The following is a 22,311-nucleotide window of genomic DNA, read 5'->3' on the forward strand; positions in this document are numbered from 1 at the left end:
CGTCACCGGCCCTTCAACACGTATCGCCGTTCAGGACGTCCGACGCCGTACTTGAGTCGGACGTCCAGGGCACCTTCGTCGTGGAGGTACTCAAGGTAGCGGCGGGCGCTCACACGGGAGGTTCCCAGCTGTTCGGCAACCTCGGCGGCGGACAGGTCTCCGGGCGCGGACTTGAGCGCGGATTCGACCAGTTCGAGGGTCTCCACGCTGCAGCCCTTGGGCAGTGACCGCTCCGAGACGCTGACACCGAATACCCGATTGACGTCGGCTTGTTCAGCCTGGTCCTTGGAAGAATCCAGTCCCTGGTAGGCGCTGAGGTAGTGTTCCAGCCTTTCCTGCAGGTCAGCTTGGGAGAACGGCTTGATCAGGTAATGCACTATCCCGCCACGCAGGGCTTTGCGGACTGTCTCCACTTCCCGGGCGGCACTGATAACCAGCACGTCCAGGTCAGGGGCCACGTCCCGGAGCTGGTGCATCAGGTCCAGGCCGCTGATGTCCGGAAGGTGGATGTCCAGCAACACAAGGTCGGGTTGAAGGCGTTCGGTTTCGATCACGGCACGGGCTCCGGTGTGGGCCACTCCCACCACTTCAAAGTGGGGTGTCCTCTGGATGAACCCGGCGTGCACTTTAGCCACCATGAAGTCGTCGTCGACGATCAGGACCTTGATCACGGCTGCGCTGCCTCTTTCTTTGCGTGTGAATCCTGCTTTGTGAACCGGGCGGTGAATACGGCACCCGCGTCGTTGGCCACGGTCAGGTCCCCTCCGCTGCGCCGGCAAATCACCCGCGAGAGCGCCAGCCCAAAGCCCCGGGCGTCTCCGGGGCCCGGGTCCTTGGTGGAGAAGCCTTGCCGGAAAATCTCTTCTGCGGAATCCGAGGGTACGCCGGGGCCGTTGTCCCGCACGGTGACGGTGACGCCGTCCACCGAGTCGGCCACCAGGATGGTGACCGCTGCCCCCGCAAGCCCGGTGACGGCGTCGAACGCGTTATCCACCAGGTTCCCCACCACGGTGGTGACGTCCCGGGAGAGTTCCTCGGGCACCGGCGAAAGAGTGGACCCGGGGTCCAACTGCACGTCCACGCCACGTTCCGACGCCAGGCTGGCCTTGGCGATAAGCAGGGCGGCGAGCGCGGGGTCTTCGATCCGGCTGGTGATGTCGTCGTTGAGCCGGGTGCGTTCCACGGTAGCGCCGTTGACGAACTGCACCACGGAATCATATTCGCCGATCTGGATCAGGCCGGAGATGACGTGGAGTTGGTTGGCGAACTCGTGCGCTTGCGCCCGCAACGTGTTGGTGACTGTGCGGGTGGCGCCCAGTTCGCTCTCCAAGGAGGACAGTTCTGTCCGGTCCCTCAGGGTTGTCACTGAACCGATGTCGCGCCCATGCGAGTGGAGGGCCACGCGGTTCATCACCACCAGCCGTTCACCTACCAGCACCAACTGGTCCGGGTCTGCTTGGTCGCGCGTCAGGACTGTCTTCAGCGCGGGGTCCACGTGGAGGGACCGGAGTTTCTTGCCGACGCAGTCCGCTGGAAGCCCAAGGAGTTGCCGGGCGCTTTGGTTGGCCACGGTGATCCGTTCGTGGGGATCCAGTGCAACCACGCCTTCTTTCAACCCCTGCAACATGGCTTCGCGGTTCTCCACCAGACCTGTGATTTCCCGGGGTTCCATGCCCAGTGTCTGGCGTTTTACGCGGCGGGACAACAGGAGCGAGCCGGCAACGCCCAGGATGCTTGCAACGCCCAGGTAGGTGAGCAGGTTGGGCACGGCGTCGCCCAGGCGTTCCAGTGTGGAGGGATAGTTGCGGCTGATGGAGGCGATGCCGATCATGGTTCCGGAATCGTCAATGACCGGCACGTGGGCGGAGAGGACTTCGCTGTTGTTGGCGTTGAGTACACCGGTCCAGGCACGGCCCTCCATGACCCTGCTTTCACCCAAGGGAAGCTTGCGGCCTATCAGTCCGGGGTCGGAGGCAGTGATGACGGTGCCGTCCAGTTTGGCCAAGGCAACGTGCGCTGATCCGGAAACCGTGCGGACGGACTCGGCAACTGCCGGAAGGGCTGAACCGCCACGTGGTTCTGCCAAGGGCAGGAGTGCCCGTACGGTGGGGTTGTTGCCCAGGGCTTCGGCGGCGGACAACGCCCTGCGCCCCTCGGTCCGTTCGAAAGCTTCGGCGGATTGGGCCAGGGAAATTGCCACAACAGCTACCAGGACGGCCAACACAATGAGCAACTGCAGTACCAGGTATTGCCCTGCAAGGGACATGCCTCTGCGTCGAGTCACGGTGCGGTTCCTTAGGTGGTGCCGGTGATCGGAGCTGGCTGGGGGTGCTCCGCGTGGCGTACGGGAACTATACCCCAGAGCCTTCCGGGACCTTTGCGGTCCGTGAACGCAATGAACTTAAAGATCACTGCGAACACAAGAGTGATGGCCGTCACGCCCCCGCCTAGCATCAGTTCCCGGGGCTCAACGTTGACCGCCCTGGACAGAATTCATAACTGAGAAGAGGAACACCATGCGCCAGATCCGCGCATTGCGAGTCGCCGCCGTTGCCGCCGGCCTCGCCCTGATGGCCACAGGTTGCGGTGCCACAGGCAAGAGCTCCACCGGTTCGGAAACCTCCGGCGCAGCAGCCGGACCCATCACCGGGCTCCAGATCATGGTGCCTAACACTCCCGGCGGCGGCTATGACACCACGGCCCGCGCAGCGGCCAAGGTCCTTGATGACGAGAAAATCGCCAACAACACCGAGGTCTTTAACCTCGCCGGTGCCGGCGGCACTGTCGGCCTGGCCCGGGTGGTCAATGAGAAGGGCAATGGCGATCTCGCCATGTTGATGGGCCTGGGCGTCGTTGGTGCCAGCTACACCAACAAGTCGCAGTCAAAGCTGACGGACACTACGCCCCTGGCAAAGCTGATTGAAGAGCCGGGCGCCATCATGGTCAGCAAGGACTCCCCCTACAAGACCATCGACGACCTTGTGAAAGCCTGGAAGGCTGATCCCGGATCCATCTCAGTGGGCGGAGGCTCCTCCCCCGGCGGACCTGACCACCTGCTGCCGATGCAGTTGGCCGGTGCCGTTGGCATCGACGCCACCAAGGTCAACTTTGTTTCCTACGACGGCGGTGGCGACCTCCTGCCCGCCATCCTGGGCAACAAGCTCGGCTTTGCCGCTTCCGGCGCCGGTGAGTACCTGGAGCAGATCAAGTCCGGCGAAGTCCGTGTGCTCGCCACCAGCGGTGAAAAGCGGCTCGACGGCGTGGACGCACCCACGCTGAAGGAATCCAACATTGACCTGGTGTTCAGCAACTGGCGTGGCGTGGTGGCCCCTCCAGGCATCAGCGACGCCGACAAGCAGTCCCTGATCGCCGCACTGGAGAAAATGCACGCTTCCGAGGGCTGGAAGCAAGCGCTGAAGACCCACAGCTGGACGGACGCTTTTGTCACCGGCGATCAGTTCAAGACCTTCCTGACCGACCAGGACAAGCGGGTGGCGGACGTCCTCACCAAGCTTGGTCTGGCGTGAGCTCTGCAGTAACAGGCTTGAAAGGCCGCGCCGAGCTGGGGGTAGCCCTCCTGCTCGGCGTGGTTGGCGTCCTTGTTTTCCTCGACGCCAACGGGCTGGTAACCCCGTACTCCAAGTCAGACCCCGTTGGCCCCAAAACGGTCCCGTTCATCGTTGCCGGAATTCTCCTGATTTGCGCCGTGATGCTGGCCATCAACGTTCTCCGTGGCGGTAAAGGCGAAGCCGAAGAAGGCGAGGATGTGGACCTGACCCATCCTGCGGACTGGAAGACCATCCTTCCGTTGGCGGGTGCATTCCTCCTGAACATCCTGCTGATCGACTGGGCCGGCTGGGTCATCTCCGGCACCGTCCTGTTCTGGGGCAGCGTCCTTGCCCTGGGCAGCCGCCGGTACATCCGCGACGGAATCATCTCCGTGGCGCTCTCCCTGCTCACCTTCTACGGCTTCTACCTCGGCCTGGGCATTGCTTTGCCGGCCGGGCTCCTGGAAGGAATCCTCTGATGGACGTCTGGTCCTCTTTGATGGACGGTTTTTCCACCGCCCTGACTCCCATGAACCTGATGTACGCCATGATCGGCGTCATCCTGGGCACCGCTGTTGGTGTCCTCCCCGGGCTGGGCCCGGCCATGACCGTGGCACTGCTCCTCCCCGTTACTTATGCCCTTGAACCCACCAGCGCGTTCATCATGTTCGCCGGTATCTACTACGGCGGCATGTACGGCGGCTCCACCACCTCCATCCTGTTGAACACACCGGGTGAATCCTCATCCGTGGTCACAGCCATTGAAGGCAACAAGATGGCAAAAGCGGGACGCGCCGCCCAAGCGCTTGCGACGGCGGCCATCGGCTCGTTCGTTGCCGGAACCATTGGCACCACCCTCCTTGCCGTCTGCGCGCCGATCGTTGTGAAGTTCGCCGTCAGCCTGGGCTCGCCCAGCTACTTCGCAATCATGATGCTGGCTCTCCTGGCCGTCACCGCGGTCCTGGGCAAGTCACGTCTCCGCGGCTTTGCCTCCCTGGGCCTGGGCCTGGCCATCGGCCTGGTTGGTTTGGACTCCGTGACCGGTCAAAGCCGCCTCACGTTCGGCATTCCGCTGTTGTCCGACGGACTGGACATTGTGGTGGTGGCCGTGGCCATCTTCGCCGTAGGCGAGGCACTGTGGGTAGCGGCCCATTTGCGCCGCACTCCGCTGCACATCATTCCGGTGGGCCGTCCGTGGATGGGCAAGAAGGACTGGCAGCGCTCCTGGAAGCCGTGGCTCCGCGGCACAGTGTTCGGTTTCCCGTTCGGCGCCCTACCTGCGGGTGGCGCCGAAATCCCCACGTTCCTCTCCTATGTCACGGAAAAGCGCCTCAGCAAGCACCCCGAAGAATTCGGACACGGTGCCATTGAGGGCGTGGCCGGGCCGGAAGCTGCCAACAACGCAGCGGCGGCGGGCACGCTCACCCCCATGCTGGCCCTCGGTTTGCCCACCAACGCAACGGCCGCCGTGATGCTCGCAGCATTTACGTCCTACGGCATCCAGCCTGGTCCGCAGCTCTTCTCCAGCCAAGGACCGTTGGTCTGGGCGTTGATTGCCAGCCTCTTCATTGGCAACCTCCTGCTCCTGCTGATCAACCTTCCGCTGGCACCCCTGTGGGCCAAGCTCCTGCAGCTCCCCCGCCCGTACCTGTACGCAGGCATCCTGTTCTTCGCCACTTTGGGCGCCTACTCGGTGAACCTGCAGGCGTTCGACCTGGTGATCCTGCTGGTCCTCGGCGCACTCGGCTTCATGATGCGGCGGTTCGGGCTCCCCGTCCTGCCGCTCATCCTGGGCGTCATCCTCGGCCCTCGCCTGGAAGGCCAGCTCCGCAAGACCCTGCAGCTCAGTGCCGGCGACCCTGCCGGGCTCTTCAGTGAGCCGATCGCCGTCGGAATTTATGTGATCATCGGCATCATCCTGGCGTGGCCGCTGGTGCTCAAGGTCATCCGGCGCAGCCGTCCGGCAAAGGCCATGCCCATTGGCTACGACGACGCTGAACCCAGCGCGGACCACGCCGTTGCGTCCGTGCCGCCGTCAACCACCACGGAAGCCACCATCCCAACCCATCGGAAACAGGAGAAACCATGACCATCGTGGTGGGATACGTCCCCACACCCGAAGGCGAAGCGGCGCTGACCCAGGCCATCGCCGAGGCCAAGAAGAGCAATGACACTCTGTTGGTGATCAACTCCTCCAAGGGCGACGCCTTGGTGGACAACCGTTACGCCCAGGAGCCGAACATCCAGAGCATCGAGGAACGGCTTGCTTCGCAGGGCGTGCAGCACGTCATCAAGCAGCCCATCCGCGGCCACGATGCAGCAGCCGAAGTACTGGACGCAGCTGATGAGCATGACGCCGGGCTGATCGTGATCGGCCTCCGCCGCCGCAGCCCGGTGGGCAAGCTCATCATGGGCAGCGTCTCCCAGCGGATCCTGCTGGAGGCTGACTGCCCCGTGCTGGCGGTCAAGGCGGACTAAGGTTCGGAAAGCACGACGGCGGCTGGTCACCAAGGTGGCCAGCCGCCGTCGTGCTTTATGCGTTGAGCGTCAGGGTGTGGGCCGGATGGCCGTGTCCTGGCTGTATGACGTGATGGTGGCTGCGGCTCCGCTGTCGAGTACCTTCGAATGGGTAGTCGATCCGTCAAGAACCACGTGCTGGGTGGCAACATTGCTGACCACGTGGTTGGTGGCTATGACGTTGCCGTCCCCTCCTGCGATCAGGATGATGGTCGGCTGGGCACCGGCAGGGACAACCTTGTTCGGCGGGACGTCGTAAGCGAAAAGGTTGTTTGAGATGAGGTTGTTGTCTCCCAGCGTATGGATGACGCCGTAGAGGTCATCGAGTCCGTTGGTGCGGTCGATGAAGGGCGGAAACCCTTCCGCGCCCCGGCGGAAGTGGTTGGAGGTGATGAGGTTTTCTTTGCATCCATTCAGAAGGCGCATTATGCCCGGATAGAAGCCCTGGAACCTGTTTGATGTCACACTGCAACGGTTGCAGCCTGTGAACTCAAGGAGACTGCGTCCTCTGGGGAAGAAGTTGTTTCCTGTGACCAGGAGGCCTTCGTGGTTTTCGGCCAGAAGAGTCACGCCCTCGGGGCCGGCACCCATCAGGTTGTCGCTGACAATCGTTGCCTGACCGGCTCCGGTCAGTTCCACGCAGTTCCCGCATTCGGCGATCATGTTGTCGTGGATCCGCAGGGCGTCGGCGCCCCGGACTACCAGAGCGTGCTCGAGATAGACGAACCCCATCCCCGTGATGTGGATGGAGTCGTTGTCGGATGCGACGTCAATGCCGGTCTTCCCATTTTTGTAGCTGTTCGCGTCCGGGGTGAAAGAAACCCCATCAAGGCAGAAATCCCTGAACACGATCCCGGACAGGCGGGGGCTTCCGTTCCTGCGCACGAGAAATGCCTGGGGCGCCGAAGGTGGCGTCAGGACGCGGATGTGACTGCCGCCCGGCTGCAGGTTTACCCAGCCCGTGGTGTCGACGTTGTCCTTGATGCTTCGGGAGAAGAAGCCATGACCAAAACCTGCGATGGTGAGGTAGTCCACGTCCACCACCACTTGGGTGAGAAGGTCATAGTCCCCCGGAGGAATGATGACCACGGCTCCCGGCCTGGTCTCCGGCGTCGCCTGGCGCTTTTTTATGTCAGCGATGATGTCATTGATGACGGCACCGATATCCGACTCCGCCGTGATCTTGGGCTTTCCTTTGATCTTCCAAGCCGTGACGTCATAGGCGTTCGGCGAGCTGAAGGGACCCCCTTTACTCTCCTCCGCGGCCTCTGCGTTTGGGGATGTTCCAAGGCTCAAGGCCGCAGCCAGCGCGCCCACAGCCCCTGCCCCCACGAGCATTCGGCGGCCCGGGTCGGTCATTTCAAGCTTCCCGCCAGTTCCCACTGCATCTCCTGTCAGTCCTCGTCCATAGCCCGGCGCCTCGGCGTGGCAGTCAGGCACGGGCGTGCCAAATCGTTTATCCAAGGGGGGTTGGGAGAAACACTAAGAGCAGTTGTGAGGGCTGTCAACGCCAAAATCCGGGCCAGTATTTTGGCACGATCCGCTCCGGACCTCCCGCCGATGTGACCCTTGACACCAGAAATATTAGAGGCCTAAACTCTTGCCAAGTCGTTTTGGCAAAACGATTTGTCACCCAAATGAACCTCAGCACCGTTTTTGCCACTCCGTTCAAGAGAAAGTGAGTCGACAGCGATGTCCACTCGAAACACCATCTCCAAGCTCGTCACCCTCGGCGGGCTGTGCACCGCCGTCGCACTCGTTGCCACCGGTTGTGGCGCCGGAGGCCCGGCGCCCTCGTCCGGCGGATCCGGAGGATCCAGTTCCATCAACGTTTTGGTCGAAGCCGGAGGCCACGCCGAACTCACGGGCGTCGCCGAACAGTGCAAGAAGGACGCCGGCGTCGACGTGAACTTCGTCGAACTCCCCTACGACGGAATGTTCAACCGCCTTTCCAGCGAGTTCTCCTCCGGCAACGTGTCCTTCGACGTCGCAGCCCTGGACTCGGTCTGGCTGCCCAGCTTCAAGGACGCCGTCCAACCCATCGACGAGCTCTTTACCGACGACGCCAAGAAGGACATCTTCCCCGCGCTCGTCAAGGAAGCAAACGTAAATGGCCACTTCATCGGCATGCCGGCCTGGACCAACGCCGAGATCATCCTGTACCGCAAGGATCTGTTTGAGGACGCCAAGAACAAGGCCGATTTCCAGGCCAAGTACGGTTACGAGCTCGCTGCGCCCAAGACCTGGAAGCAGTACCAGGACATTTCGGAGTTCTTCACCAAGGACGGCATGTACGGCACGGACGTCAAGGGCGCAGTTGAAACCGAATGGCTGGCCCACGTCCTCCAGGCCGGCTCCCCCATGGTCCTGGACAAGGACAACAAGGTGGTCATCGACAACGCCGCCCACAAGGAAGCCCTGGACTTCTACGTGAGCTTGGCCAAGGACGCCCCGAGCGGTGCAGCACAGGTTGACTGGGCGGCAGCACAGAACCTGTTCAACCAAGGCAAGACCGCCATGACCCGATTCTGGGCCCACGCCTACCGCCAGATTCCCGCCGATGCTCCCGTGGCAGGAAAGGTGGGAGCCGCAGCAATGATTGGCGGCAGCGCCGGCGTCGCAGGCGTTCCGGGACCGTGGTACCTCTCCGTTCCCAAGGCAACCAAGAACACTGACGCTGCCAAGAAGTTCGTCAAGTGCGCCTACGACTACAACGACAAGGGAATCGAATCCAAGCTCGGTTTGGCATCGCGGATCAGCGCCTTCCAGAAGTACCAGGACCAGCCCGGATACGAGAGCTTCAAGCCACTCATCGAGACCCTCAACGGCCAGGCAACGGCCACCCGCCCCGCTACCGCCAAGTGGCAGCAGATCGTTGATACCGTCCTGATCCCGTTGCTGCAGAAGGCCGTGGCCGGTGGCGACACCTCCGCCCTCCTGGCCGATGCCAAGAAGCAGATCCAGGACCTCCTGAAGTAAAGACTCCGCGGCCGGCACCATCAGCACTCAAATGACAGTGCCGGCCGCGGTCCCAACCAGCAGAAAAGAAAACCGTGCGTATCTCCGATCGCCGCTTTGCCCTCTATCTGATGACGCCCGCGGCACTGTTCCTGGCCGTATTCGTGGCCTACCCGCTCTTCCGCCTGGTGGCGGACAGCTTCTTCAAGATCTCCCCCATCGCCGGCGGCCCCCGCGATTTTGTGGGGTTCCAAAACTACGTCACCGCATTCACCTCCGAGGCCTTCACCAGCGCCGGATGGCGGACCTTGGGCTACACCGTGGTGGTAGTAGCACTGGAGTTCACCCTCGGCCTCGGCATGGCGTTGCTCTTCACTGCCCTGGGCAAGAAGTCCCAGATCTGGCGGACAGTGTTCCTCTACCCCCTGATGATCGCCCCGATCGTTGCGGGCCTCCTGTGGAAGTTCCTGATGATCGATAACTTCGGCCTCATCGGAACGCTCCTCCATCAGGCAGGCATCCTGTCGGACCCCAACCAGATCGGGTGGTTGTCCGACCCCAACATTGTGTTGTTCTCGGTGGCCATCCCAGATATCTGGCTCACGACCTCCTTTATGTGCCTGGTGCTCTTCGCCGGCCTCCAGAACATTCCCGGCGACCTGCTCGAGGCCGCCCGCCTGGATGGCGCCCGGGCTCCGGCGCTCCTGTTCCGGATCATCCTTCCGCTGCTGCGCCCCGTGATCGCTGTTGCCTTGGTGGTCCGCGGAATCGACGCTGCGAGGGCCTTTGACACCATCCTCATCCAGACCAACGGCGGACCACAGTCGGCATCGGAAACGATGAGCCTGCTGATCTACCGCACCATGATCCGCTTCGGCGACCCCGGGCTCGCCAGCGCCATGGGCACTATCTACCTCCTCGCCATGCTTGCCATTGCCTTCGTCGCAGTGGCAACCATCTGGCGGCCAGGAAAGGACAACTGATGAGCAACGCGAGCGTAGCCACCATAGCCAGCCCGCCGCCGTCGGGCCTTAGCGAACCACAAGTGCTCCGGCGTCGCGGGGTCAACCGTGAAGGGCTCGAAGCCGGCCGGCGCAGCACGCGGACCATCCTGTGGATCCTGCTGGCGGTAGCAATGGTGCTGTACGGTTTCCCGTTCCTGTACCTGCTGTTCACGTCGTTCAAGACGCCGATCGACACCATCGCCGTCCCGCCCACCATCCTGCCCCGCGAGTGGACGCTGGAGAACTACACCAGCGCACTGGGCCGCAGCGGCGTGGTGGCGTCCTTCATCAACAGCATCCAAACAGCGGTCATCAGCACGCTGTTGTCACTGGTCCTGGCAGTGCCGGCCGCCTACGGCATCACCCGGTACAAGACCCCCAGCGGCCGGGTGTTCATCATGGCCGCACTGGTGACCCGCATGGTCCCGCCGGTGGCCATCGGCATTCCGCTGGCGTCCATGATGTCCTCCGCAGGGCTGGCCGACACCCCCATAGCCCTGTCCATTGCGCACACCACCATCTCGCTGCCCCTCTCGATCTGGCTGATGTCCAGCTTCTTCGAGTCAGTCCCCCGGGACCTTGAAGAAGCCGCAACCGTGGACGGATGCAGCAGGCTTGGTGCCCTGTGGCGGGTGGTCATCCCCGTGGTGTCCGGCGGTATCGCCGTCACAGCGATCTTCGCCTTCCTGGCTTCCTGGAACGAATTCCTGTTCGCACTCCTGATGACAGCGATCCGCTCCCAGACAACGCCAGTGGTGATCGCGAACTTCCAAACGCAGTTCGGCCTGGACTGGGGTTCCATGACGGCCCTCGCCGCGGTGTACTCGATCCCGGTCATCCTGCTGACGCTCCTGCTGCAGCGCAAGATCGTGGCGGGCATGACGCTGGGTGCGGTCAAGGGCTAGCGCCACCATCAACGAGTAGCCTACTGATAGCCCCTTCGGGGGCGTCACCAACCATAAGGACGTGGGAGTCAATGAGCAGCAAGAACATCGGTATCAAGGACGTAGCCGTCGCCGCCGGCGTGTCCGTCACCACCGTGTCCCACGTCCTCAACGAGGTTTCCTATGCCCGGATCAGCCCCGAAACGCGGGACAAAGTCAGGATGGCCGCCGAAGAACTCGGTTACGGCCCCAACCGCCTGGCCCAGGCCCTCCGTACGCAAAGGACCGGCATGCTGGGGCTGGTCAGCGAGGAAATCGCCACCACGCCCCACGCGGGCAGGATCATCCTTGGCGCTGATGAGGCCGCCAAAGCCCGGGGGTACAACCTCATGATCATCAACACCCCGGGTTCGGCCAGCCTCGAATCAAGGCAAGCCGACGTGCAGGCCCTCCTGGAGCGCCGTGTGGACGGGATCCTTTACGCCACCATGTACCACCGCAACGTGGAACTTCCGGAGAACCTGGCCAGCGTCCCATCGGTCCTGGTGGACTCCGTTGCCATTGGCGGGAACATCACCGCAGTGGTACCGGACGAGGATGGCGGCGCCCGCGCCGCTGTCGGTGCCCTCCTCGACGCCGGCCACACCCGGGTGGGCTTCATCAACAACACCGATGATGTGCCGGCAACCCGTCAGCGGCTGCAGGCCTTCCGGGCCATGCTCAACGAAGCAGGGCTCGACGGCGATGCGGCACCTGTCGAGTCCGAGGCCTCCGAAGTGCAGGGCGGCTATGAGGCGGCGAAACGCATTCTCTCGCGGACGGAGAGGCCTACGGCACTGTTCTGCTACAACGACCGCATGGCCATGGGTGCCTACCGGGCGGCCGCCGAACTGGGACTCAGCATTCCCCGCGACATTTCCGTAGTGGGCTTTGACGACCAGGAACTGATCGCCGCCAACCTCCACCCCGGCCTCACCACAGTCGCCCTCCCCCACTACGAGATGGGGGCCTGGGCTACGGAACACCTTATTGACGCCATTGAGGGCAAGGAAGACCTGTCCTTAATGGCACTCCACCCCACCATCCTGGGCTGTCCGTTGGTGACCCGCGATTCCGTCGCAGCTCCCCGCTAACACCCAGCCAGCCACTTCAACGTCCCAAAAGGAACGCACCACATGTCCAGTAGCCTTGATGCCGCACGCCCGGAAACAGCCCCGGACGTAACCCCCCGGTTCCGCCCTGCCATCCACTTCACGGCAAGCGACACGTGGCTGAATGATCCCAACGGCCTGGTGTTCCACGACGGTTTGTACCACCTCTTCTTCCAGAACAACCCTTACGGAAACGTCTGGGGCAACATGTCCTGGGGCCATGCCACGTCCCCCGACCTCATCCATTGGACTGAGCACCCGGTCGCTATTGCCGGCGACGAGGTTGAGGACATCTTCTCCGGAAGCGTCGTTGTGGACCACGGCAACACGTCCGGTTTTGGAACGGTCGGCTCCCCAGCCTTGGTGGCTGTCTACACCAGCGCCTTCAAGGCCGCCTCCCCGTACGGCGGCACGCAGGCCCAGTCCCTCGCCTACAGCACCGATGGCGGAATGACGTGGCTCAAATACGATGAAAACCCTGTCCTCACCAGGAATTCAGCGCACTTCCGGGATCCCAAAGTCTTCCGCTACGAGGGCGCAGAAGGGTCCTTCTGGGTGATGGTCGCAGTTGAAGCGCAGCACCAGAAAGTGGTCCTGTACCGTTCCCGGGACCTCAGATCGTGGGACTTCCTCAGCGACTTTGGCCCGGCCAACGCGGACGCCGGTGAATGGGAATGCCCCGATCTGTTCCCGTTGGCGGTGGACGGCGATCCGGACAACACCAAATGGGTGCTGATCGTCAACGTCAACCCGGGTGCCGTGGCCGGCGGTTCGGGCGGCCAGTACTTCGTGGGGGACTTCGACGGCGTCCGTTTCGTCCCGGACGCGGGCTCGCTCGCCGCTCCCGCCGGGTTGTCGTCCTTCCCCGACGCGGATGCGGCTCAGGCGGCGCTGCAGCAATGCCTCTGGCTGGACTGGGGCCGCGACTGCTACGCCTCCGTGTCCTTCAGCAACGTCCCTGGCAACCGGCGCATCATCATCGGCTGGATGAACAACTGGGACTACGCCAACCAATTGCCCACGGCGCCCTGGCGGTCCTCGATGACCTTGGCGCGGGAACTCCGGCTCAGTTCAGTAAACGGCTCCCTCCAACTGATCCAGCAACCGGTCCTTCCCGAACAGCGGGTGGAGGAAAACCCGGTGCCCGGTCCCGCGCCGTTCAATCTGGACGGCACTGCCCTTAGGCTGGCCGACGCCGTTCCCGGTACCGCACAGGTCATCGAAGCCGAGATTGTTCCGGGAAGCGCCGAACGCGTTGAGTTCAGCCTGCTTGGCAGCACCGACGGGAGCCAGCGCACGGTGCTGGGCTACAGCACACGCAGTGGGCGGCTCACCCTGGACCGCAGGCAGTCGGGAGATACGCAGTTCCACGGGAAGTTCGCATCGGTGGAATCGGCCCCGGCCGCTTTGGAGGACGGCATTCTTAAACTGCTGATCGTCGTGGATCAATGCTCCGTGGAAGTCTTCGCACAGGACGGCAAAGTGGTCCTGACAGATCTCGTTTTTCCCGAAGCCAACAGCCTCCAAAACTGGTTGTCAGCTGAGGGTGGCACTGCAACCGTCCGCAAGCTCGCCGTCTCATCAATCGCCTAAGGAAAAGCCTGGAATGCAAGAAGCAAAACCTGCCCTCCCTGGAACAGACCCCGACGTTGTAGTTGTTGGCGAAGCCCTGGTGGATATTGTCGTCGCCCCCGGCGGTACTGTGGAGCACCCCGGAGGATCCCCGGCAAACGTCGCCTACGGACTTGGCCGGCTGGGCGTCCGCACCGCCTTGATGACGTCCATCGGAGACGACCACCACGGTGCCGCCATCCAGCGGCACCTGGCCAGTGCCGGCGTCGAACTCCTGGCTGGTCCCGGGAAACGGGACCGAACCGCTACGGCAACCGCCACCCTGGCATCCGACGGTTCAGCCCACTACGACTTCGATATCACCTGGGACCTGCCCTCCACCGCACCGATGACCCTTCCCAAGGTTCTTCACACCGGATCGATCGCCACCTTCCTTGCACCCGGAGCGGCGGCAGTCCGGACACTCCTGGAGCAGTCGTACCGGCGCTGCCTGGTGACCTACGACCCCAACATCCGGCCTGCGCTGCTGGGCAGCCAGGCCGAAGCGAAGGGAATCTTTGAGGACCTCATCCCCTTCACTGAGGTGGTCAAACTCAGCGATGAGGACGCCCAATGGCTCTATCCCGGGTTGGCGCTGGAAGACATTGCGCAACGCATCCTCCACCTGGGGGCCGGCCTTGCCGTGGTCACCAAGGGTTCAGATGGATCGCTGCTCTCAACCCCGGGAGCGCAGGTTCTGGTTCCGTCCGTAAGGTCTGTAGTGGTGGACACCATTGGTGCCGGCGACTCGTACATGGCCGCCCTGATCTACGGGCTCCTGGCAAGGGAAGCCGAAGGGCTGGGGCCCGGTGCCCTGGAGGCGTTGGGGCGCTTGGCCACCAAGGCCGCGGCCATCACGGTGCGGCGCGCGGGCGCCAATCCGCCGACGTCGGACGAGCTGTTGGCCGAACTGCCCGACCACCAACCCGCCATCTGACCACCTCCCCCACTCCAAGAGGATCCACACCATGTCCAGCAGCAACTACTACGACGTGACCAGCTGGCACGTCGGCAATCCCTCCGAAGATGTCGGAGAGGTCATCAACAGCATCATCGCCGACATCAAGGAGCGCCAGAACGCCTCAAACGTGAACGACGGCGGCAAGCCGGGAGCCGTGATTTACCTCCCGCCCGGCGACTACCGCCTGCGGACACAGGTTTTGATTGACATCAGCTTCCTCAGGATCCAGGGCTCGGGACACGGTTTTACGTCCTCAAGCATCCGGTTCAACGTTCCCGAAGACGAATGGCCGGATCTCCACGAGCTGTGGCCCGGGGGAAGCCGCGTCCTGGTTGACCTCCCCGTCGGTGACAGCGCCGACCCGGCGAGTGGAGCCGCGTTCCTTGTCGAGCGGGCGGGCAGCCCCCGGATCAGCTCAGTGGAGTTCGCCAACTTCTGCATCGACGGACTGCACTTCACCCCGGACGGCTCGAACCTGCCCGCGGAAAACACCTACGTGAACGGCAAGACCGGCATCCATGTGGCCAGCGCCAACGATTCCTTCCGGGTCAACGAAATGGGCTTCATCTACCTTGAACACGCGCTGACCATCCACAACGCGGACGCCCTCTCTATCCACAACAACTTCATTGCCGAGTGTGGAAGCTGCATCGAACTCCGCGGCTGGGGTCAGGCCTCCAAGATCACGGATAACCTGATCGGGGCAGGCTTCAAAGGCCACTCGATCTACGCCGAGAACCATGGTGGCCTGCTGGTCACTGCCAACAACGTCTTCCCCCGCGGGGCGAGCAGCGTCCGGTTCAGCGGCGTCACCCGCTCGAGCGTCACCAACAACCGCCTGCATTCCTTCTACCCGGGCATGGTGGTCCTTGAAGGCAACAGCTCTGAGAACCTCGTAGCCACCAACCACTTCCTGCGAGACCATGAGCCGTGGACACCGTTCCTGGGAATCGGCAACGGGCTGGACGACCTGCACGGGATCCTCACCGTCAGCGGCAGCAACAACTCCGTGATCGGCAACCATTTCTCGCAGATCATCGACTCGGCGAGCATCCGTCCGGAAGGCGCGACGCCGGTCATCGTCCGGCTGCGCGAGGGCGCCGGAAACTTCGTGTCCAACAACCATGTAGTGGCCATGAACGTCCACTCCTCAACAAGCGATGATTGCTTCGAAGCCCAAGTGGATGCCCTCTTGGCCACTGATGACGTAGAGGACCTGGCCGTGACCGCCGTCCAGGTGGATCCCGCTTCAGCGCGCAACACCATCCTCGATTCCGGCAGTGATGCGCAGGTAGTCGCGGACAGGGGCACCAACGCCGTCAGGGCCACCCCTACTTTGTGATCCGGAGTTTTTCGCCCAGCTGATGCCCTTAAGATTCGTTCTTAGGGGCATCAGCTGCCCAAGGGACTCCGAGGGGGAAACACATGACCGAGACCATCCGCACGGCAACCGCACACGACGCCGGGAAACTGGCTGAGCTGGCAGCCATCACCTTTCCGCTGGCCTGCCCGCCCGGCGCTTCACCGGCGGACATTCAGGCCCACCTTGAGAAGACGCTGAGCGAGTCCAACTTCCAGGAATACCTGGCCGATCCGAAGATCACCATCCTGGTGCTCGACGACGACGGCCAGCTCAACGGTTACACCCTCCTGGTTGCCAAGCCGGCCAGCGATCCCGACGTCGCCTCCGTGCTCTCGTTGCTGCCGTCCACGGAGCTGAGCAAGTGCTATGTCCACCCGGACTACCACGGCCACGGAGCTGCATCCAGGCTGATGCAGGCATCCCTGGCCCACGCCGCGGACAAGGGCGCGGCGGGTGTCTGGCTCGGCGTGAACAGCGAGAACGCCAAAGCCATCCGTTTCTATGAGAAGAGCGGTTTCCAGAAAGTGGGCACCAAGTCCTTCAAACTGGGTAACACCGTAGAGCACGACTTCGTCATGGAGCACGAACTCTAGCCGAACAGCTCTCCGGTAAGGGGCGGCCGCGGATCGGACCTCAGTTCCAGTCCCGCGGGGAGACCGGCAACGCTGCCGGAAGAACCGTTCGCTTCCACCCTGATCCGTGATCGCCCCAGCAGCACGTTGTCGGCCTCAAAGGTGCCCAGGGAAGCCGGCAGGATCGGCGCCAGGTGGAGCACACTGCGGGTGAAGTCGGGATCGAACCGCAGCAGGATCCGGGCGAGTTGGACCGGTGCCGCAGCCGCCCACGCTTGGGGGGAACACGCCGTCGGATACGGAACCGGGTTGGTGAAGTCGCCGCGGTCAAAGCCACAAAAAAGTTCGGGGAGCTGGCCGCCGAAGTGTTCGGCGGCGTCGAACAATCCACCCGCCACCTTGCTGGCCTCCTCCACGAAGCCGTACCGCATGAGCCCGGTGGCGGCGAGCGCTGTATCGTGGGGCCAGACGGAACCGTTGTGGTAGCTGACCGGGTTGTAGGCACCCATGTCGGAGCCCAGGGTGCGGATGCCCCAGCCGGTGAACATCTCCGGTGACATGAGCCGTTCGGCAACCTGCGGCGCTTTGTCTTCATCCACGATGCCCACCCACAGGCAGTGGCCCATGTTGGAGGTGCACGAGTCCACGGGCTTTTTGTCCTTGTCCAGGGCAAGCGCAAAATACCCGCGGTCCGGGAGCCAGAACCGTTCGTTGAAGGCAGCTTTCAGGGCTTCGGCCCGGTCGGCGCAACGACGTTCGACGGCGGTGTCGCCCGCCGCGCGCGCCAACAGGGACCGGCCCACGTAGGCCGCGTAAGCGTATGCCTGCACCTCGCAGAGCGCGATCGGGGTCTCAGCCAACGTGCCGTCGGCGAAGTTGATGCCGTCCCAGGAGTCCTTCCACCCTTGGTTCACCAGCCCATGCTTGTTGGGCCGCTGGTACTCGATGAACCCGTCGCCGTCTTTGTCCCCGTACTGTTCCATCCAGTCGATGGCCCGGTCGGCATGGGGAAGGAGGGATTCGATGATGTCCTCGCCCAGGCCCCAGCGGCTGAGTTCGCCAAGCGTGGATACGAAAAGGGGTGTCGCGTCCGCTGTCCCGTAGTACGCCGTGCCGCCCAAGGACAAGCCGGCGCTGGCTCCCAAACGGACTTCGTGGGGCATCCGCCCCGGTTCTTCCTCTGAATCGATGTCCACTTTGCTGCCCTGCAGGCCGGCCAGGGTTTGGAGGGTTCCCGCGGCCAGGCTGGGGTCGATCATGAGGGACATGTAGGAGGCCAGGAGGGAGTCGCGTCCGAACAACGCCATGAACCATGGTGCTCCGGCCGCGATTGCGGCACGCCCGGGGTGGTTATCGTCGAAAATTCGGAGGGAGCCGAGGTCGCGTTGGCTCTGGTCCAGCACGTCCGTCACGTTCTGGTCCGTCAGCCGGATACGCGGTACGTGCTCTTCCCATTGGACGTAGCGTTGGGCGGCCACGCTGTGGCTCAGGGGCGCGCCGGCGATGAACGGGTTGTCGGGTGCTTTGCCGTTGATCAGTGGCAGGGCGATCACGGTGGTGGACCAGTGGCTGCGGGGCGGGATGGTGACCTGGAAGGTGAGCCCGTCCTCGGTAGCTGTAGCTTCCTGGGCTTGGAAGGACACGCCGCGGCGCTGCCCGTCGGCGTGCAGTGACTCGATATGCAGATCGTTCCCGCGGACCGACCTGACAGTCTCCCCGGTTGTGCTTGCCCGTCCGCCTTTGACGTCGAAAAGGTCGGCCAGGTCCGCGTCGATCAGCAGTTCCATGGCGCACGTGGTGGGCTGCGCGGAGTAGTTCCGGATGGTGAGGTCGTCCCGGAGGCCAGAGCCGACGGTGCGCTGGTGTTGCACCAGCAGCGGGCTCTCGAACCGGCCATCTTCCGTGCACGCGCGTCCCACGTATTCGGCTTGGAAGGCCGTGGGATTGCGGGCCACCAGGGGTTCGCGGGGCTCGCCATTGATGCGCAGCACCCACCGCGAAACCACGCGGGTGTCCTGGTAGTACGCGCCCTGGGAGCCGCCTCCGTGAACATCACCTGAGTGCGAGGAGATACAGAAGGATGAACCTTCGACGACGGTCACGGCTCCGAGCTCGGACGCTCCGGCCTCGGTGTCTTCGTTCCAAGCGGTCACACGTCCTTCTTCCTGGGTGTCGATCACAGGTTGATGGGAGCTTGCCTCTGATTCTCTTGCAAGTTCCGGCCGACTGGAAGCCCTGTACCCCCGAATTGTTCGATCACCCTGGCGTAGAGCTCCAGATGGTCCGCCGCCATCCTTGCGGCGCTGAAGGATTCCTCGACTTCGTGGCGGCAGGCTGCGCGGCTCAAGGATCCAATCGACCCCATGAAGCCCGCCAGCTCATCTGTCGGCGCCAAGTAGCCGGTGACACCGTGGCTCACGATTTCCGGCGCGGCGCCCATGGGCGTGGTCAGTACGGGAGTGCCGGTGGCCAACGATTCAATCATGACCAGGCCGAAGGGTTCTGCCCATTGGATGGGGTTCAGGAGGACAGTCGCATCGCCCATGAGTTCGTATTTTTCGGGGTCCGACAGTTCGCCAAGGAATTCTTCGTCAGGACCCAGTGCGGGCTGCACCACGTCACGGAAGTATTCCTGCTCGTCGGGAGCCTGCATCTTGGCCGCTATGCGGAGCGGCACCCCGGCTTCCCGGGCGATCCCGACCGCTTCCATGAGTCCTTTGTCCGGACACATCCTTCCAACAAAGCAGGCATAACCGCCGGTTCCCTTACCGACAGCCACTGCGGAGAGGTCGATGCCGTGGTGGATCACGGCTGATACCGGGAGGTCCTGGACGCGGCTGCATTGGTCGCGGGAAATCGCGATGATGTCGGTGTCCTGGGCCATGTCCCGGTAGAGGCCCTCGGATCGTGGAGTCAGTTGGCCATGGATGGTGGTCACCACGGGGATGTTCGTGGGCCGATGCGCGTAGAGCGGGCCGGCAAGGGTGTGGTCGTGGATGATATCCACGCCCTGAAGCCCCTTGTAAGCCTTGATGACATGGGCCAGTTCGCTCAAGCTGAGGCCAACATCCTCGGGCTCGCTGGGGCCGAATCCCGGAAGCTGGGGCACAGGGCAGGTGCTGTCCGATGATGTTGCCAGCAGGACGTCGTGGCCAGCATCCGAGAGTGCACAGGCCAAGGCGTCAACGACGCGTTCAGTTCCGCCATATTTCTCGGGCGGGACGGTAAACCAGGGTCCAACAATGAGTCCGATTCGCACGAGATCTTCTTCGCATATGCCCCCGGTGACAAGGCTGGCTGCTCAACCTCCTCTAAACATATTCCTGGGCGGGACCTCCGGCAACACTCTTGGCCTGAGTGAGGAAACTAACAGCACGCTCCCGGAATGCCGTCTCCCGCTTGGGCGTTGCAGCCATCATGAAGATTGAGATCTGGTCAGACGTCGCGTGTCCTTGGTGCTACATCGGCAAGCGCCGTTTCGAGACAGCGCTGGCGCAGTTCCCGCACCGTGATTCGGTGGATGTTGAGTGGAAGAGCTACCAGCTGGATCCGTCCATTCCCGAGCACTACGACGGCACCGAACTGGACTACCTGAGCAAGCGCAAGGGCATGGCACCGGAGCAGGTCAAGCAGATGTTCGGCCACGTCACGGAGACTGCCAAGGGCGAGGGCCTGGATTACCAGTTCGACAAAGTTGTAGTGGCCAACAGCTTCACGGCGCACCGGCTGATCCACCTCGCCGCTGCCCACGGCCGGCAGGACGCCGCCAAGGAGCAACTGCTGAGCGACCACTTCGAGCACGGCAAGGACATCGGCAACAAGGAATACCTCACCGGGCTTGGCGCCGCGCTTGAACTGCCGGCCGAGGAAGTGGCCGAACTGTTCACGTCCGACAAGTACACGGACGAGGTCAACCAGGACATCAACGAAGCCCGCGCCATCGGAGTCACCGGCGTCCCGTTCTTCGTCATCGACCGCAAGTACGGTATCTCGGGCGCCCAGCCCGCCGAACTTTTCAGCCAGGCATTGAACCAGGCGTGGCAGGAAGCCAACCCCCTTATCCCGGTGGGCGCTTCGGACGCCGAGGCCTGCGGCCCAGACGGCTGCGCCGTCTAGCACAAACGCGGGGTCACTTACGGCCCATAAATCCCTTCCGGATGGGCCGTAAGTGACCCCGCGTTGCTTCTTTTACGGCGAGCTCTAGGCTTTCACAACCTCAAGCTCGACGACGGCCCAGGACAATGCGGGCAGCGTCAGGCGCAGCTCCGAGCCGGTTGCCTTCACCCCATCGAGTGCCGTGAGGCCCACCCGGCCCGGCTGTTCCTGGCTGTTGATGGTGAAACGATCGCCGCCCTCAGGGATTTCCAGGACCTCGGCGCGGAGTACCTGGCGGGCGTCGAAACCGCGAAGCGATACCTCGACGTCGGCCGCTTCTTCCAATCCGCGGTTCGCGAAGAACAGTGCCACTCGCCCTGTTTCCTCGTCCCAGGTGGCGCTGACGTCCACCAGGTCCGTGTCACCGAATCGATCATTCGAGTACTTGTCCGAGTTCACGGAGAGCCGAAGGATCTGGCCCTTGGCAAGCTCAGCCATGCGCGAGAACGGGTGGAAGATGGTCTGTTTCCAGGCCGGGCCGTTCTCCTCCGACAGGATCGGCGCAATCACGTTGACCAGCTGCGCCTGGTTGGCGATCTTGACGCGATCGCCGTGCCGCAGCAGCGAGTTCAGCAGGGTCCCAACCACCACGGCGTCGGTCACGTTGTACTTGTCTTCGATCACGCGGGGGTGCTCACGCCAACCGGCCTTGATGACATTGTGGGGCTGGTCCTCGGTATCCAGGCCGCGCTGGTACCAGACGTTCCACTCATCGAAGGACAGGTTGATGTGCTTCTTGTGCTTGCCCTTGGCCCGCACCGCATCCGCGGTGGCGATCACCGACTCAATGAAGTAGTCGGTGTCGACGGCGGATGCCAGGAAGCTGCCCACGTCGCCTTCGTGCTCCTGGTAGTAGGCGTGAAGGGACACGTAGTCCACTTCGTCGTAGGTGTGGGTCAGGACGGTCTGCTCCCACGCGCCGAAGGTGGGCATGCTGGAGCTCGAACTGCCGCAGGCCACAAGCTCGAGCGAGGGGTCCACGAACCGCATGGCCTTCGCTGCTTCCTGCGCCAGCCGGCCGTATTCGTCGGCGGTCTTGTGGCCGATCTGCCACGGCCCGTCCAGCTCGTTGCCCAGGCACCAGAGCTTGATGTTGAACGGGTCCTTGTGTCCATTCTTGGCCCTGAGGTCCGAGAGGTAGGTGCCGCCGGGGTGGTTGGCGTATTCCACGATTTCCCGGGCCGCGTCCACTCCCCTGGTGCCCAGGTTGATGGCTTCCATGATTTCGGTGCCGGCCTGCTTTGACCAGTCCACGAACTCGTGCAGGCCAAAGGCGTTGGTCTCTACGGTGTGCCAGGCGCCATCAAGGCGGCGCGGCCGGTTTTCGACGGGCCCAACGCCGTCTTCCCAGTTGTACCCGGAGACAAAGTTGCCGCCCGGGTAGCGGATCACGGTGGCGCCGAGTTCCTTGACGAGCTTCAGGACATCCTGGCGGAAGCCGTTCTGGTCGGCTTCGGGGTGGCCGGGTTCGTAAATCCCGGTGTAGACACAGCGGCCCATGTGCTCCACGAAGGAGCCGAAGAGTCGTCGGGGGACCTCGCCAATGGTGAAGTCGCGGTCGAGGGTGATGCGTGCGCGGGACATGGA

The 22,311-nt window shown here is 63.2% G+C and carries 20 protein-coding genes; 13 read left to right on the forward strand and 7 right to left on the reverse strand.

The genetic code is table 11. The features are described 5' to 3' along the window. Positions 1-2 precede the first annotated feature (2 nt). Genes NEK97_RS14040 through NEK97_RS14050 form a run of 3 tightly spaced genes read right to left on the reverse strand, consistent with a single transcriptional unit; the run spans position 3 to position 2,439 of the window. A complete protein-coding gene (locus tag NEK97_RS14040) occupies positions 3-671 on the reverse strand; it encodes a response regulator (RefSeq protein ID WP_257370476.1) in 669 nt (222 codons plus the stop codon). After that, positions 668-2,266 (reverse strand): sensor histidine kinase, encoded by a 1,599-nt coding sequence (locus NEK97_RS14045; RefSeq protein WP_257370535.1) that lies wholly within the window; start codon positions 2,264-2,266, stop codon positions 668-670. Before NEK97_RS14045 ends, NEK97_RS14040 begins: the two co-directional genes overlap by 4 nt. A gap of 29 nt (positions 2,267-2,295) precedes the next feature. Next, positions 2,296-2,439, reverse strand: coding sequence for a hypothetical protein (locus tag NEK97_RS14050; protein WP_257370477.1), 144 nt, complete (start codon positions 2,437-2,439; stop codon positions 2,296-2,298). 77 nt (positions 2,440-2,516) lie between these two features. On the opposite strand from NEK97_RS14050, the gene NEK97_RS14055 reads away from it, so the two are divergent. The 4 genes from NEK97_RS14055 to NEK97_RS14070 are packed head-to-tail and all read left to right on the forward strand — an operon-like array spanning position 2,517 to position 6,026. Continuing rightward, on the forward strand, positions 2,517-3,527 hold the full coding sequence (locus tag NEK97_RS14055; RefSeq protein WP_235519821.1) for a tripartite tricarboxylate transporter substrate binding protein: 1,011 nt from the start codon (positions 2,517-2,519) through the stop codon (positions 3,525-3,527). Next, positions 3,524-4,027: a tripartite tricarboxylate transporter TctB family protein gene (locus NEK97_RS14060; RefSeq protein WP_211713922.1), complete on the forward strand. Its 504-nt coding sequence runs from the start codon at positions 3,524-3,526 to the stop codon at positions 4,025-4,027. Before NEK97_RS14055 ends, NEK97_RS14060 begins: the two co-directional genes overlap by 4 nt. Further along, complete coding sequence (locus NEK97_RS14065; RefSeq protein WP_257370479.1) at positions 4,027-5,637, forward strand: tripartite tricarboxylate transporter permease; 1,611 nt, start codon at positions 4,027-4,029, stop codon at positions 5,635-5,637. The genes NEK97_RS14060 and NEK97_RS14065 overlap by 1 nt, the downstream gene beginning before the upstream one ends. After that, positions 5,634-6,026 carry a universal stress protein gene (locus NEK97_RS14070; protein ID WP_257370480.1) on the forward strand — a complete coding sequence of 131 codons (393 nt, stop codon included), beginning with the start codon at positions 5,634-5,636 and terminating at the stop codon, positions 6,024-6,026. Before NEK97_RS14065 ends, NEK97_RS14070 begins: the two co-directional genes overlap by 4 nt. A 69-nt stretch (positions 6,027-6,095) precedes the next feature. Here NEK97_RS14070 and NEK97_RS14075 read toward each other — a convergent pair whose 3' ends face one another. Continuing rightward, positions 6,096-7,424: a NosD domain-containing protein gene (locus NEK97_RS14075; protein ID WP_257370536.1), complete on the reverse strand. Its 1,329-nt coding sequence runs from the start codon at positions 7,422-7,424 to the stop codon at positions 6,096-6,098. Positions 7,425-7,757: 333 nt separating this feature from the next. Between NEK97_RS14075 and NEK97_RS14080 the strand changes: the two genes are divergently transcribed. From NEK97_RS14080 to NEK97_RS14115, 8 genes are all read left to right on the forward strand, one after another. Further along, on the forward strand, positions 7,758-9,044 hold the full coding sequence (locus tag NEK97_RS14080) for an ABC transporter substrate-binding protein (protein WP_257370481.1): 1,287 nt from the start codon (positions 7,758-7,760) through the stop codon (positions 9,042-9,044). Between the two features lie 74 nt (positions 9,045-9,118). After that, the gene (locus tag NEK97_RS14085) at positions 9,119-10,006 is read left to right on the forward strand and encodes a carbohydrate ABC transporter permease (RefSeq protein ID WP_257370482.1); all 888 of its coding nucleotides are present in this window, start codon (positions 9,119-9,121) and stop codon (positions 10,004-10,006) included. Beyond that, entirely contained in the window at positions 10,006-10,932 is a 927-nt protein-coding gene (locus NEK97_RS14090) for a carbohydrate ABC transporter permease (protein WP_257370483.1), read from the forward strand. The genes NEK97_RS14085 and NEK97_RS14090 overlap by 1 nt, the downstream gene beginning before the upstream one ends. A 71-nt stretch (positions 10,933-11,003) precedes the next feature. Continuing rightward, complete coding sequence (locus NEK97_RS14095) at positions 11,004-12,044, forward strand: LacI family DNA-binding transcriptional regulator (protein WP_257370484.1); 1,041 nt, start codon at positions 11,004-11,006, stop codon at positions 12,042-12,044. Between the two features lie 42 nt (positions 12,045-12,086). Then, positions 12,087-13,655 carry a glycoside hydrolase family 32 protein gene (locus NEK97_RS14100; protein ID WP_257370485.1) on the forward strand — a complete coding sequence of 523 codons (1,569 nt, stop codon included), beginning with the start codon at positions 12,087-12,089 and terminating at the stop codon, positions 13,653-13,655. Positions 13,656-13,668: 13 nt separating this feature from the next. Next, positions 13,669-14,610 (forward strand): carbohydrate kinase, encoded by a 942-nt coding sequence (locus NEK97_RS14105; protein WP_257370486.1) that lies wholly within the window; start codon positions 13,669-13,671, stop codon positions 14,608-14,610. A 31-nt stretch (positions 14,611-14,641) separates the two neighbouring features. Further along, the gene (locus tag NEK97_RS14110; RefSeq protein WP_257370487.1) at positions 14,642-15,976 is read left to right on the forward strand and encodes a NosD domain-containing protein; all 1,335 of its coding nucleotides are present in this window, start codon (positions 14,642-14,644) and stop codon (positions 15,974-15,976) included. An 83-nt stretch (positions 15,977-16,059) separates the two neighbouring features. Next, on the forward strand, positions 16,060-16,590 hold the full coding sequence (locus NEK97_RS14115; RefSeq protein ID WP_257370488.1) for a GNAT family N-acetyltransferase: 531 nt from the start codon (positions 16,060-16,062) through the stop codon (positions 16,588-16,590). Here NEK97_RS14115 and NEK97_RS14120 read toward each other — a convergent pair. Then, positions 16,587-18,722 (reverse strand): glycogen debranching N-terminal domain-containing protein, encoded by a 2,136-nt coding sequence (locus NEK97_RS14120; protein ID WP_257370537.1) that lies wholly within the window; start codon positions 18,720-18,722, stop codon positions 16,587-16,589. The two genes, NEK97_RS14115 and NEK97_RS14120, sit on opposite strands and share 4 nt — an antisense overlap. Positions 18,723-18,745: 23 nt before the next feature. Then, positions 18,746-19,828, reverse strand: a complete 1,083-nt coding sequence (locus NEK97_RS14125; protein WP_257370489.1) for a glycosyltransferase family 4 protein — start codon at positions 19,826-19,828, stop codon at positions 18,746-18,748. A 158-nt stretch (positions 19,829-19,986) separates the two neighbouring features. Here NEK97_RS14125 and NEK97_RS14130 point away from each other — a divergent pair, with 158 nt between their 5' ends. Continuing rightward, complete coding sequence (locus NEK97_RS14130) at positions 19,987-20,685, forward strand: DsbA family protein (RefSeq protein WP_257370538.1); 699 nt, start codon at positions 19,987-19,989, stop codon at positions 20,683-20,685. Positions 20,686-20,769: 84 nt separating this feature from the next. Here NEK97_RS14130 and NEK97_RS14135 read toward each other — a convergent pair whose 3' ends face one another. Further along, on the reverse strand, positions 20,770-22,308 hold the full coding sequence (locus NEK97_RS14135) for an alpha-N-arabinofuranosidase (RefSeq protein ID WP_257370490.1): 1,539 nt from the start codon (positions 22,306-22,308) through the stop codon (positions 20,770-20,772). Positions 22,309-22,311 lie beyond the last annotated feature (3 nt).

The organism is Paenarthrobacter sp. UW852 (genome assembly GCF_024608385.1).
GTDB lineage: Bacteria > Actinomycetota > Actinomycetes > Actinomycetales > Micrococcaceae > Arthrobacter.

Coding starts and splice junctions, on each gene's coding strand:
- NEK97_RS14135 (WP_257370490.1), bottom strand. CDS start 22,308: ATGTCCCGCGCACGCATCACCCTCGACCGCGACTTCACCATTGGCGAG.
- NEK97_RS14110 (WP_257370487.1), top strand. CDS start 14,642: ATGTCCAGCAGCAACTACTACGACGTGACCAGCTGGCACGTCGGCAAT.
- NEK97_RS14095 (WP_257370484.1), top strand. CDS start 11,004: ATGAGCAGCAAGAACATCGGTATCAAGGACGTAGCCGTCGCCGCCGGC.
- NEK97_RS14115 (WP_257370488.1), top strand. CDS start 16,060: ATGACCGAGACCATCCGCACGGCAACCGCACACGACGCCGGGAAACTG.
- NEK97_RS14100 (WP_257370485.1), top strand. CDS start 12,087: ATGTCCAGTAGCCTTGATGCCGCACGCCCGGAAACAGCCCCGGACGTA.
- NEK97_RS14130 (WP_257370538.1), top strand. CDS start 19,987: ATGAAGATTGAGATCTGGTCAGACGTCGCGTGTCCTTGGTGCTACATC.
- NEK97_RS14055 (WP_235519821.1), top strand. CDS start 2,517: ATGCGCCAGATCCGCGCATTGCGAGTCGCCGCCGTTGCCGCCGGCCTC.
- NEK97_RS14045 (WP_257370535.1), bottom strand. CDS start 2,266: ATGTCCCTTGCAGGGCAATACCTGGTACTGCAGTTGCTCATTGTGTTG.
- NEK97_RS14090 (WP_257370483.1), top strand. CDS start 10,006: ATGAGCAACGCGAGCGTAGCCACCATAGCCAGCCCGCCGCCGTCGGGC.
- NEK97_RS14080 (WP_257370481.1), top strand. CDS start 7,758: ATGTCCACTCGAAACACCATCTCCAAGCTCGTCACCCTCGGCGGGCTG.
- NEK97_RS14065 (WP_257370479.1), top strand. CDS start 4,027: ATGGACGTCTGGTCCTCTTTGATGGACGGTTTTTCCACCGCCCTGACT.
- NEK97_RS14105 (WP_257370486.1), top strand. CDS start 13,669: ATGCAAGAAGCAAAACCTGCCCTCCCTGGAACAGACCCCGACGTTGTA.
- NEK97_RS14070 (WP_257370480.1), top strand. CDS start 5,634: ATGACCATCGTGGTGGGATACGTCCCCACACCCGAAGGCGAAGCGGCG.
- NEK97_RS14075 (WP_257370536.1), bottom strand. CDS start 7,424: ATGACCGACCCGGGCCGCCGAATGCTCGTGGGGGCAGGGGCTGTGGGC.